Source organism: Enterobacter sp. UCD-UG_FMILLET, from assembly GCF_000762975.1.
In the GTDB taxonomy this organism is placed as follows: Bacteria; Pseudomonadota; Gammaproteobacteria; order Enterobacterales; family Enterobacteriaceae; genus Enterobacter; species Enterobacter dykesii.
Genome location: NZ_JRJC01000026.1, coordinates 12,578 through 25,814, shown reverse-complemented (window position 1 = coordinate 25,814; position 13,237 = coordinate 12,578). Strand labels below are relative to the sequence as shown.

Annotated in this window: 7 protein-coding genes; 2 read left to right on the top strand and 5 right to left on the bottom strand. The window is 54.6% G+C overall.

The genetic code is table 11. The features are described from left to right. Positions 1-269 precede the first annotated feature (269 nt). Entirely contained in the window at positions 270-4,298 is a 4,029-nt protein-coding gene (gene rpoB, locus LA04_RS11950; protein WP_023334099.1) for a DNA-directed RNA polymerase subunit beta, read from the top strand. 76 nt (positions 4,299-4,374) lie between these two features. Next, the gene (gene rpoC, locus LA04_RS11945) at positions 4,375-8,598 is read left to right on the top strand and encodes a DNA-directed RNA polymerase subunit beta' (RefSeq protein ID WP_029741888.1); all 4,224 of its coding nucleotides are present in this window, start codon (positions 4,375-4,377) and stop codon (positions 8,596-8,598) included. A 57-nt stretch (positions 8,599-8,655) separates the two neighbouring features. Here the strand turns inward: rpoC and LA04_RS11940 are convergent, their stop codons facing one another. The 5 genes from LA04_RS11940 to thiG form a co-directional block, all read right to left on the bottom strand. Next, positions 8,656-8,973 carry a PTS lactose/cellobiose transporter subunit IIA gene (locus LA04_RS11940; RefSeq protein WP_008503455.1) on the bottom strand — a complete coding sequence of 106 codons (318 nt, stop codon included), beginning with the start codon at positions 8,971-8,973 and terminating at the stop codon, positions 8,656-8,658. Further along, a complete protein-coding gene (locus LA04_RS11935; protein ID WP_010425948.1) occupies positions 8,973-9,281 on the bottom strand; it encodes a PTS sugar transporter subunit IIB in 309 nt (102 codons plus the stop codon). The genes LA04_RS11940 and LA04_RS11935 overlap by 1 nt, the downstream gene beginning before the upstream one ends. Positions 9,282-9,462: 181 nt before the next feature. After that, positions 9,463-11,004 carry a sensor domain-containing diguanylate cyclase gene (locus LA04_RS11930; protein ID WP_047651720.1) on the bottom strand — a complete coding sequence of 514 codons (1,542 nt, stop codon included), beginning with the start codon at positions 11,002-11,004 and terminating at the stop codon, positions 9,463-9,465. 337 nt (positions 11,005-11,341) lie between these two features. Next, positions 11,342-12,469: a 2-iminoacetate synthase ThiH gene (thiH, locus tag LA04_RS11925; protein ID WP_047651718.1), complete on the bottom strand. Its 1,128-nt coding sequence runs from the start codon at positions 12,467-12,469 to the stop codon at positions 11,342-11,344. After that, positions 12,466-13,236 (bottom strand): thiazole synthase, encoded by a 771-nt coding sequence (gene thiG / locus LA04_RS11920; RefSeq protein WP_023334103.1) that lies wholly within the window; start codon positions 13,234-13,236, stop codon positions 12,466-12,468. Before thiG ends, thiH begins: the two co-directional genes overlap by 4 nt. Position 13,237 lies beyond the last annotated feature (1 nt).

Sequence of the window (13,237 nt, the reverse complement as noted above, 5' to 3'; positions counted from 1 at the left end):
TTTTAGTCACCAGCCTTTTTGCGCTGTAAGGCATCAGTAGCATTTCACACTGTTTGACTGCTGATTGTCCTGACAATGCATGTTTCTATCGACGACTTAATATATTGCGACAGGGTGCTCGCTCTGTGTAAATCGCGACGAAATGATTTAAGCGTGATAGCAACAGGTATTGCGGAAAGTATTCAATTTTCCGGTCCACAAAATGGTGTTGCACAAACTGTCCCTTCGTCGGACAGATGGGTCGACTTGTCAGCGAGCTGAGGAACCCTATGGTTTACTCCTATACCGAGAAAAAACGTATTCGTAAGGATTTTGGTAAACGTCCACAAGTTCTGGACATTCCATATCTCCTTTCTATCCAGCTTGACTCGTTCCAGAAGTTTATCGAGCAAGATCCTGAAGGGCAGTACGGTCTGGAAGCAGCCTTCCGCTCCGTGTTCCCGATTCAGAGCTACAGCGGTAACTCCGAGCTGCAGTACGTCAGCTACCGCCTTGGCGAACCGGTGTTTGACGTTCAGGAATGTCAGATCCGTGGCGTGACCTATTCCGCACCGCTGCGCGTAAAACTGCGTCTGGTGATCTACGAGCGCGAAGCGCCGGAAGGCACCGTTAAAGACATTAAAGAACAAGAAGTCTACATGGGTGAAATTCCACTCATGACGGACAACGGTACTTTCGTTATCAACGGTACTGAGCGTGTTATCGTTTCCCAGCTGCATCGTAGCCCGGGCGTCTTCTTCGACAGCGATAAAGGTAAAACACACTCTTCCGGTAAAGTACTGTATAACGCACGCATCATTCCTTACCGTGGTTCATGGCTGGACTTCGAGTTCGATCCGAAAGACAACCTGTTTGTCCGTATCGACCGTCGTCGTAAGCTGCCTGCAACCATCATTCTGCGTGCGCTGCAATACACCACTGAACAGATCCTGGACCTGTTCTTTGAGAAAGTGATCTTTGAAATCCGCGACAACAAGCTGCAGATGGAGCTGGTGCCGGAACGTCTGCGTGGTGAGACCGCGTCGTTCGACATCGAAGCCGACGGCAAAGTGTATGTGGAAAAAGGTCGCCGTATCACCGCGCGCCACATCCGCCAGCTGGAAAAAGATGATATCAAACTCATCGAAGTTCCGGTTGAGTACATTGCAGGAAAAGTAGCCGCGAAAGATTACGTTGACGAGTCAACGGGTGAGCTGATCTGCCCAGCGAACATGGAGCTGAGCCTGGATCTGCTGGCTAAGCTGAGCCAGTCTGGTCACAAACGTATCGAAACGCTGTTCACCAACGATCTGGACCACGGTGCGTATATCTCTGAGACTATTCGCGTCGACCCAACCACCGATCGTCTGAGCGCGCTGGTCGAAATCTACCGCATGATGCGTCCTGGTGAGCCACCAACTCGCGAAGCGGCGGAAAGCCTGTTCGAGAACCTGTTCTTCTCCGAAGACCGCTACGATCTGTCCGCGGTTGGTCGTATGAAGTTCAACCGTTCTCTGCTGCGCGACGAAATCGAAGGTTCCGGTATCCTGAGCAAAGACGACATCATCGAAGTGATGAAGAAGCTCATCGATATCCGTAACGGTAAAGGCGAAGTGGACGATATCGACCACCTCGGCAACCGTCGTATCCGTTCCGTAGGCGAAATGGCGGAAAACCAATTCCGCGTTGGCCTGGTACGTGTAGAGCGTGCGGTGAAAGAGCGTCTGTCTCTGGGCGATCTGGATACCCTGATGCCTCAGGATATGATCAACGCCAAGCCGATTTCTGCAGCAGTGAAAGAGTTCTTCGGTTCAAGCCAGCTGTCTCAGTTCATGGACCAGAACAACCCGCTGTCTGAGATTACGCACAAACGTCGTATCTCTGCACTCGGCCCAGGCGGTCTGACCCGTGAACGCGCAGGCTTTGAAGTTCGAGACGTACACCCGACGCACTACGGTCGCGTATGTCCAATCGAAACGCCTGAAGGTCCAAACATCGGTCTGATCAACTCCCTGTCCGTGTACGCACAGACTAACGAATACGGTTTCCTCGAGACCCCGTACCGTAAAGTGACCGACGGTGTTGTAACCGACGAAATTCACTACCTGTCTGCTATCGAAGAAGGCAACTACGTTATCGCTCAGGCGAACTCCAACCTGGATGACGAAGGCCACTTTGTAGAAGATCTGGTTACCTGCCGTAGCAAAGGCGAATCCAGCCTGTTCAGCCGCGACCAGGTTGACTACATGGACGTATCCACCCAGCAGGTGGTATCCGTCGGTGCGTCCCTGATCCCGTTCCTGGAACACGATGACGCCAACCGTGCATTGATGGGTGCGAACATGCAACGTCAGGCCGTTCCAACTCTGCGCGCTGATAAGCCGCTGGTTGGTACCGGTATGGAACGTGCTGTTGCCGTTGACTCCGGTGTTACTGCGGTTGCTAAACGTGGTGGTACTGTTCAGTACGTCGATGCATCCCGTATCGTTATCAAAGTTAACGAAGACGAGATGTATCCGGGCGAAGCAGGTATCGACATTTATAACCTGACCAAATACACCCGTTCTAACCAGAACACCTGTATCAACCAGATGCCTTGTGTGTCTCTGGGTGAGCCAGTTGAGCGCGGCGACGTGCTGGCAGACGGTCCGTCCACCGACCTCGGTGAACTGGCGCTCGGTCAGAACATGCGCGTAGCGTTCATGCCGTGGAACGGTTACAACTTCGAAGACTCCATCCTCGTCTCCGAGCGTGTGGTTCAGGAAGATCGTTTCACCACCATCCACATTCAGGAACTGGCGTGTGTGTCCCGTGACACCAAGCTGGGGCCAGAAGAGATCACCGCTGACATCCCTAACGTGGGTGAAGCTGCGCTCTCCAAACTGGATGAATCCGGTATCGTTTACATCGGTGCGGAAGTGACCGGTGGCGACATCCTGGTTGGTAAGGTTACGCCGAAAGGTGAAACCCAGCTGACGCCAGAAGAGAAACTGCTGCGTGCAATCTTCGGTGAGAAAGCGTCTGACGTTAAAGACTCTTCTCTGCGCGTACCAAACGGTGTTTCCGGTACGGTTATCGACGTTCAGGTCTTCACCCGTGACGGCGTTGAGAAAGATAAACGTGCGCTGGAAATCGAAGAGATGCAGCTCAAACAGGCTAAGAAAGACCTGTCTGAAGAACTGCAGATCCTCGAAGCGGGTCTGTTCAGCCGTATCTATGCGGTGCTGGTTGCCGGTGGCGTTGAAGCTGAGAAGCTCGACAAACTGCCACGCGATCGCTGGCTGGAACTGGGCCTGACCGACGAAGAGAAACAAAATCAGCTGGAACAGCTGGCTGAGCAGTATGATGAACTGAAACACGAGTTCGAGAAAAAACTCGAAGCGAAACGCCGCAAAATCACTCAGGGCGACGATCTGGCACCAGGCGTGCTGAAGATTGTTAAGGTGTATCTGGCCGTTAAACGTCAGATCCAGCCTGGTGATAAGATGGCAGGTCGTCACGGTAACAAGGGTGTTATCTCTAAGATCAACCCGATCGAAGATATGCCGCACGATGCTAACGGTACGCCGGTAGATATCGTACTGAACCCACTGGGCGTACCGTCTCGTATGAACATCGGTCAGATCCTGGAAACTCACCTGGGTATGGCTGCGAAAGGTATCGGCGACAAGATTAACGCCATGCTGAAGCAGCAGGAAGAAGTCGCGAAACTGCGCGAATTCATCCAGCGTGCCTACGATCTGGGTACCGACGTGCGTCAGAAAGTCGACCTGAATACCTTCAGCGATGAAGAAGTGCTGCGTCTGGCTGAGAACCTGAAAAAAGGTATGCCAATCGCAACGCCAGTCTTCGACGGTGCGAAAGAAGCTGAAATTAAAGAGCTGCTGCAACTGGGTGGTCTGCCAACGTCTGGTCAGATTACGCTGTTTGACGGCCGTACCGGTGAACAGTTCGAGCGTCCGGTAACCGTAGGTTACATGTACATGCTGAAACTGAACCACCTGGTCGACGACAAGATGCACGCTCGTTCTACTGGTTCTTACAGCCTGGTTACTCAGCAGCCGCTGGGTGGTAAGGCACAGTTCGGTGGTCAGCGCTTCGGGGAGATGGAAGTGTGGGCGCTGGAAGCATACGGCGCGGCATACACCCTGCAGGAAATGCTCACCGTTAAGTCTGATGACGTGAACGGTCGTACCAAGATGTATAAAAACATCGTGGACGGCAACCATCAGATGGAGCCGGGCATGCCAGAATCCTTCAACGTACTGTTGAAAGAGATTCGTTCGCTGGGTATCAACATCGAACTGGAAGACGAGTAATTCTCGCTCAAACAGGTCACTGGTGCCGGGTTAACCCCCGGCACCAGATTGTGCTAACTCCGACGGGAGCAAATCCGTGAAAGATTTATTAAAGTTTCTGAAAGCGCAGACTAAAACCGAAGAGTTTGATGCGATCAAAATTGCTCTGGCTTCGCCAGACATGATCCGTTCATGGTCTTTCGGTGAAGTTAAAAAGCCGGAAACCATCAACTACCGTACGTTCAAACCTGAGCGTGACGGCCTTTTCTGTGCGCGTATTTTCGGGCCAGTAAAAGATTACGAGTGCCTGTGCGGTAAGTACAAGCGCCTGAAACACCGTGGTGTGATCTGTGAGAAGTGCGGCGTTGAAGTGACCCAGACCAAAGTGCGTCGTGAGCGCATGGGCCACATCGAGCTGGCGTCTCCGACCGCTCACATCTGGTTCCTGAAATCTCTGCCGTCCCGTATCGGTCTGCTGCTGGATATGCCGCTGCGCGATATCGAACGCGTTCTGTACTTCGAATCTTATGTGGTTATCGAAGGCGGGATGACGAACCTGGAACGTCATCAGATCCTGACTGAAGAGCAGTATCTGGACGCGCTGGAAGAGTTCGGTGACGAATTCGACGCGAAGATGGGTGCGGAAGCTATTCAGGCCCTGCTGAAGAGCATGGATCTGGAGCAAGAGTGCGAGCAGCTGCGTGAAGAGCTGAACGAAACCAACTCCGAAACCAAACGTAAAAAGCTGACCAAGCGTATCAAACTGCTGGAAGCGTTCGTTCAGTCTGGTAACAAACCAGAGTGGATGATCCTGACCGTTCTGCCGGTTCTGCCGCCAGATCTGCGTCCACTGGTTCCGCTGGATGGTGGTCGTTTCGCAACGTCCGATCTGAACGATCTGTATCGTCGCGTTATCAACCGTAACAACCGTCTGAAACGTCTGCTGGATCTGGCTGCGCCGGACATCATCGTACGAAACGAAAAACGTATGCTGCAGGAAGCGGTTGATGCCCTGCTGGATAACGGTCGTCGCGGTCGTGCGATCACCGGTTCTAACAAACGTCCTCTGAAATCTTTGGCCGACATGATCAAAGGTAAGCAGGGTCGTTTTCGTCAGAACCTGCTCGGTAAGCGTGTTGACTACTCCGGCCGTTCTGTTATCACCGTAGGTCCATACCTGCGTCTGCATCAGTGCGGTCTGCCGAAGAAAATGGCACTGGAGCTGTTCAAACCGTTCATCTACGGCAAGCTGGAGTTGCGTGGCCTCGCCACCACCATCAAAGCCGCTAAGAAAATGGTTGAGCGTGAAGAAGCTGTCGTTTGGGATATCCTGGACGAAGTTATCCGCGAACACCCGGTACTGCTGAACCGTGCACCAACACTGCACCGTCTGGGTATCCAGGCATTTGAGCCAGTCCTGATCGAAGGTAAAGCTATCCAGCTGCACCCGCTGGTTTGTGCGGCATATAACGCCGACTTCGATGGTGACCAGATGGCTGTTCACGTACCGCTGACGCTGGAAGCCCAGCTCGAAGCGCGTGCGCTGATGATGTCTACCAACAACATCCTGTCCCCAGCGAACGGTGAACCTATCATCGTTCCTTCTCAGGACGTTGTATTGGGTCTGTACTACATGACCCGTGACTGTGTTAACGCCAAAGGCGAAGGCATGGTGCTGACTGGCCCGAAAGAAGCTGAGCGTATTTATCGCGCTGGCCTGGCCTCTCTGCATGCGCGCGTTAAAGTGCGTATCACCGAATACGAAAAAGATGAAAACGGCGAATTCGTTGCGAAAACCAGCCTGAAAGACACGACCGTTGGCCGTGCCATTCTGTGGATGATCGTTCCGAAAGGTCTGCCTTTCTCCATCGTCAACCAGGCGCTGGGCAAGAAAGCGATCTCCAAAATGCTGAACACCTGTTACCGCATTCTGGGTCTGAAGCCGACCGTTATCTTCGCTGACCAGACAATGTATACCGGCTTTGCTTATGCAGCGCGTTCAGGTGCATCTGTTGGTATCGATGACATGGTCATCCCAGAGAAGAAACACGAGATCATCTCTGAAGCGGAAGCCGAAGTTGCTGAGATCCAGGAGCAGTTCCAGTCTGGTCTGGTTACCGCGGGCGAACGCTATAACAAAGTTATCGATATCTGGGCCGCGGCGAACGATCGTGTATCCAAAGCGATGATGGATAACCTGCAGACCGAAACCGTGATTAACCGTGACGGCGTAGAAGAGCAGCAGGTTTCCTTCAACAGCATCTACATGATGGCCGACTCCGGTGCGCGTGGTTCCGCAGCACAGATTCGTCAGCTGGCAGGTATGCGTGGTCTGATGGCGAAGCCAGATGGCTCCATCATCGAAACGCCAATCACCGCGAACTTCCGTGAAGGTCTGAACGTACTCCAGTACTTCATCTCCACCCACGGTGCTCGTAAGGGTCTGGCGGATACCGCACTGAAAACTGCGAACTCCGGTTATCTGACGCGTCGTCTGGTTGACGTTGCTCAGGATCTGGTTGTGACCGAAGACGATTGTGGCACCCTCGAAGGTATCACCATGACCCCGGTTATCGAGGGCGGTGATGTTAAAGAGCCACTGCGCGATCGCGTTCTGGGTCGTGTTACCGCGGAAGACATTCTGAAGCCGGGTACTGCAGACATTCTGGTTCCACGCAACACGCTGCTGCACGAGCACTGGTGTGACCTGCTGGAAGCGAACTCTGTTGACTCCGTGAAAGTACGTTCCGTTGTATCCTGTGACACCGACTTTGGTGTATGTGCGCACTGCTACGGTCGTGACCTGGCGCGTGGCCACATCATCAACAAAGGTGAAGCAATCGGCGTTATCGCGGCACAGTCCATCGGTGAGCCGGGTACACAGCTGACGATGCGTACGTTCCACATCGGTGGTGCGGCATCTCGTGCGGCTGCTGAATCCAGCATCCAGGTGAAAAACAAAGGTAGCATCAAGCTCAGCAACGCGAAGTCTGTTGTTAACTCCGCAGGCAAGCTGGTTGTAACCTCTCGTAATACCGAGCTGAAGCTGATCGACGAATTCGGTCGTACCAAAGAGAGCTATAAAGTGCCTTACGGTGCGGTTATGGCGAAAGGTGATGGTGAGCAGGTTGCTGGCGGTGAAACCGTTGCAAACTGGGATCCACACACCATGCCGGTTATCACCGAAGTAAGTGGTTTCATCCGCTTCACTGACATGATCGACGGCCAGACCATTACTCGTCAGACTGACGAGCTGACCGGTCTGTCTTCTCTGGTGGTTCTGGATTCTGCTGAACGTACTACCGGTGGTAAAGATCTGCGTCCTGCGCTGAAAATCGTTGATGCTCAGGGTAACGACGTTCTGATCCCGGGTACCGACATGCCTGCGCAGTACTTCCTGCCGGGTAAAGCGATCGTTCAGCTGGAAGATGGCATTCAGATCGGTGCGGGTGATGCTCTGGCGCGTATTCCACAGGAATCCAGCGGTACCAAGGACATCACCGGTGGTCTGCCACGCGTTGCGGACCTGTTCGAAGCACGTCGTCCGAAAGAGCCTGCAATCCTGGCTGAAATCAGCGGTATCATCTCCTTCGGTAAAGAGACCAAAGGGAAACGCCGTCTGGTTATCACTCCAGTAGATGGCAGCGAACCGTACGAAGAGATGATTCCTAAGTGGCGTCAGCTCAACGTGTTCGAAGGTGAACGTGTAGAACGTGGTGACGTGGTTTCCGATGGTCCAGAAGCTCCGCACGACATTCTGCGTCTTCGTGGCGTACACGCGGTAACGCGTTACATCACCAACGAAGTGCAGGACGTTTACCGTCTGCAGGGCGTTAAGATTAACGATAAGCACATTGAAGTTATCGTTCGTCAGATGCTGCGTAAAGCAACCATCGAAAACGCAGGCAGCTCCGAGTTCCTGGAAGGCGAGCAGGTTGAATACTCACGCGTCAAGATTGCTAACCGCGATCTGGAAGCGAACGGCAAAATCGGTGCGACCTTCTCGCGCGATCTGCTGGGTATCACCAAAGCGTCTCTGGCAACCGAGTCCTTCATCTCTGCAGCATCGTTCCAGGAAACGACTCGTGTCCTGACCGAAGCCGCTGTTGCTGGTAAGCGTGATGAACTGCGCGGTCTGAAAGAGAACGTTATCGTGGGCCGTCTGATCCCGGCGGGTACCGGTTATGCGTACCATCAGGATCGTATGCGTCGTCGTGCTGCGGGCGAACTGCCAGCTGCACCGCAGGTGACTGCTGAAGATGCATCCGCGAGCCTGGCAGAACTGCTGAACGCAGGTCTGGGTGGTTCCGACAACGAGTAATCGTTGAGCCGCTAATAAAAAACCCGCCTCGGCGGGTTTTTTTACATCTGCATGTTTTCAATTCACCAGCGGGATCCGACGATAAAGCTCAATCATATCGCCCGCCAGATCCTGAATGACCATCGCGTTCATCAGGTGATCCTGAGAGTGGACGGTGATCAGGTTAACCGGAAGCTTCCCGGTCCCTTCGTCAAGACCGATAAGCTGCGTCTGTATGGTGTGCGCATGCTTCACATATTCGCGCGACTCTTCCATCGCTTTTTCAGCTTCGTCAAACTCCCCTTTACGCGCCATCTGCAACGCCGTCAGGGCTGCACTACGCGCCGCGCCTGCATTGACCAGCAGCTCCATAATCGTGGTTTCTAAGTCTTCCATTATGACTCCAGAAGTTTGAGTGCTTTTTCCAGTACGGCATCACCTTTCATCATGCCGTAATCCATCATGTCGATCACCGCGACCTTTTTACCCAACGGGTCGGCCTGCGCCTGGAGTTTAGCCTGCTCGTATTTAACCTGTGGCCCCAGCAATACGATGTCGGCCGTCGCGATGTTGTCTTTAAACTCCGCAACCGGAACGGCTTTAATGGTGACTTCAACCCCTTTTTTCTGCGCGGCGTCTTTCATACGTTGAACCAGCATGCTGGTTGACATTCCCGCTGCACAGCATAAAACGATGTTCTTCATAATCAGCCTCGATCTACATGTGTTTATTGATAATTATCCCGTGCAGACCGCTTCAACAACCGGTTTACCGCGATTGTGTGTCAGGCATCACAAAGAAACCGGCGATTTTCTGAAACCGGTTACAATTTCGCGTTGTCGGGTACCCGGCCCGTCGAAACGGGCAGGGGTGAAAGAGGGAGGATTAGCTGATGGACGTTCGGTTAATGCGGTTTTTGCCCTGCTGTTTGGCGCTGTAGAGGGCGTTATCAACGCTTCCGACAAGTTGTTCCAGCGGTTCAAAGTGCCACTCCCCAAGACCACCGCTGAACGTAACCCGCAGGTTTTCTTCCCGCCAGACGCGCTTTTCAACGGCGGTACGCCACGCTTCCAGCAATGAGAGCGCAGACGTCATCTGCTCAGCCTGGAAAATTACCGCGAACTCTTCTCCACCGTAGCGGTAAATCGAGACGTCATGTGGCTGCATGATCTGGATCCCTTCGCGGGCCACGTTGCGCAGAACGATATCACCGGTCAGGTGGCCCAGCGTGTCGTTAATCGATTTAAAGTTATCAATGTCCACCAGCGCCAGCGCGAAAGGCTGCTGGGCATTCAGCAGCTCGGCGATATCGCTATCGAACGCGCGGCGGTTTTTACAGCCCGTCAGCGCATCGTGAGTCGCCTGACGCACATAGGCCATCTCACGCTCTTTATTGGACTGGATAGTATGGCTCAGCATCGCTTCCAGGCGCGGCGCTTCGCTGACGTCGCCGGTTTTGATGGCATTGATAATGTGCATCAGCACGCTACGCGAGGCGTGGCGCAGGTATAAGCCGAAGAGGATGATGATGATGGCCGCCAGCGCAAATCCCCAGCCAACAATCGTCGTTTCGTGGCGGGTGATATCGGTGAGCGTCTCGCCAGAGACCCGGTAGATGACAAACCAGTCCGGGTTGGTAAACGAGTAGTAGTAATACCAGACGTTGCTTTTCTTGTCGTAAAGGTGGCCTTCACCGCTGGTCATTTTGTCCATCAGCGCTTCGCTAACGTACTGTTTGAAGAGCGCGCCTGTATCCGGGTGAAGCACCACGGCGCCGTCGCGTTCGACGACGAAGAATTCCCCCTGAACGGGTGCCACCATCTGACGCAGGGTGTAGCCCATTGACGTCAAATCGAGATGAAACGCGATCGTTCCCTTCAGTCTTCCTTCGGGAGAAATCAATGGCTTATAGAGTGTGACCGTCGGATGGCCAGTGAAGTAGTCCATGTAGGGGCTGGTATAGTGGCTGAAGATGCTGGCTTCGGCCTGGGCGACAAACCACGGCCGCGTCCGGGGATCGAAGGTTTTACTTTTCTCCGTGGGGAGTACTTCCGGTACGCGGAGATAATGCCCCTGCGTGTCCGCCAGCGAGATGGAGGAGACGGTCGGCATCAGGTTCTGCAGATGCATCACCATCTGTAGCCCTTGCGTCGGGTTGACGTTGAGCGTCTCGTTTAGCCTGTCGTTACGCGAAAAGTACATCGCGGCACGGCCCAGGATATAGTCGTTTTCACGCAGGATCGACCCGGTGTAGTTCACCGCCAGGTTGTGCGTGAAATTGCTGTTTATCTTATGATAATCCTCAAGAAAATCCTTTCGTTGCGAAAGCGTCACCGCGATCGCGATCACCGCAAAACTGCAGAGGATCCCCGCGAAGCTGAGCATGATTGGCCGGGTAAAAGAGAGCTTTTTGCTGTGAAGTGCCATGAGCTGTACATCGTTCCTGATGGTGAATACTTTTCGTTTGCCGATATCCTCTCAGCATAGTCGCTGTCCTGCGGTTAGCGGTGAATTATACGGCACACGATTTCTGGCGGGATGATTTATCTTAAGAATCATTAAGAAAATACTTATTCAGCTTGCTGGCGGCCGTTTGTGTAATGAACCAGAGGCAGGGCGAAACGAGGAAGAAGCTTTTCGCCCTGGTCAGCATCCGTTGCTGACCGTGCAACAATAAAAAACCGGACGATCGCTGACAATCCTCCGGTTTTGCCTTTTCGTCGCGCCTCGACAATTTTTTAAGGTGTTGCAGTGCGTTTCATCGTCACTGCGAGGCTCTTCCCAGCCAGCTGTCCCAGTCTTTCCAGACAGGCTGAAGACCCTGCGCCGTCAGGGCTGCGGCGACCGCTTCAGGACGTCGCCCGTCATGCGGCACAAACTGCTCCAGCTCCGGACGATCGTCGGCGTAGCCGCCAGGCTGCGTTTTGGAGAACGCGCTGACGTTGTTAATCGCAAGCGGGATAACGCGATCGCGAAACGCCGGGGACTCACGCGTTGAGAGCGATAATTCAACCTCCGGGGCGAGCAGGCGAAACGCGCAGATGATCTGCACCAGCTGGCGTTCATCCATCAGCGAAGCCGGTTCAATTCCGCCCGCGCAAGGTCTAAGGCGCGGGAAGGAGACGGAATAACGGCTCTGCCAGTAGTGCTGCTGAAGCCACAGCAAATGTTCCGCCACCATATAGCAATCCACCCGCCAGCTGTCAGAGAGCCCGATCAGCGCGCCCAGACCGATTTTGTCGATGCCCGCGCGACCCAACCTGTCCGGCGTTTCCAGGCGGAAAAAGAAATCCTGTTTCTTGCCCTTCAGGTGATGCCGGGCGTACGTCGTCTCGTGATAGGTTTCCTGGTAGACCATGACCCCGTCCAGCCCGAGGGTCTTGAGTTCCGCGTACTCCTCCTGCGACAGGGGCTGCACTTCCATCTGCAACGACGCAAACTGACGACGAATGGCGGGAAGGTGCTGACGGAAATAGCCCATTCCCACTTTTCCCTGATGCTCGCCCGTGACCAGCAGAAGATGTTCAAAGCCCATTTCTCGAATGGCCGCGCACTCGCGGGCGATCTCACCTTCATCGAGCGTTTTACGCCTGATGCGGTTGCTCATGGAGAAGCCGCAGTAGGTGCAGTCATTGGCGCACAGGTTTGAGAGGTAGAGCGGCACGTAGAAGCTCACCGTGTTGCCAAAGCGCTGGCGGGTAAGCCTCTGGGCGCGCTGCGCCATCGGTTCGAGGTACGCGCTGGCCGCCGGGGAGAGCAGGGCCATCAGATCTTCGCGGGTCAGGTGGCGGGCATTGAGCGCGCGCTCCACGTCAGCCGCCGTTTTGCTGTTGATGCGTAGGGCAATGTCGTCCCAGTTAAGCTGTCGCCAGCGCTCGGTAAACGTGCTCATGAGATCGCCTCCAGAAAACCGGTCAGCGGGCTGGTGGCCTGCGCCTGGAAACTGCGCGAGCCGGGGCCAGACTCCCTTGCCAGCAGGCCAGCCTCTACGGCCATGCGGAACGCACGCGCCATCATGACCGGATCGTCGGCCACCGCGATGGCCGTATTGACCAGCACCGCGTCAGCACCCATCTCCAGCGCCTGCGCGGCATGGCTGGGCACGCCAATGCCCGCATCAACCACCACAGGTACGGTAGCCTGCTCAATAATGATTTCCAGCATCGCGCGGGTTTCCAGCCCCTGGTTGGAGCCAATGGGGGCGCCCAGCGGCATGACGGCGGCGCAGCCGACCTCTTCGAGACGTTTGCACAGCACCGGGTCGGCCCCGCAGTAAGGCAGGACGGTAAACCCTTGCTGAACCAGCTTTTCAGCCGCTTTCAGCGTTTCAATCGGGTCGGGCAGCAGCCAGCGGGCATCCGGATGAATTTCCAGCTTCAGCCAGCGGGTGCCGAGCGCCTCGCGGGCCAGCTGCGCGGCGAAAATCGCCTCTTCGGCCGTTTTGGCACCGGAGGTGTTGGGCAGCAGCGTGACGCCAGCCTCCAGTAAAGGCGCCAGAATGGCATCGCTGTGATGGCGCAGATCCACGCGCTTGAGCGCCAGCGTCACCAGCTGGCTGCCGCTTTCACGAATGGCATCCACCATCAGCTGCGGCGAGGCGAATTTTCCGGTACCGGTAAACAGATGCGAATCAAAAACCTTATCGGCAATACGTAACATC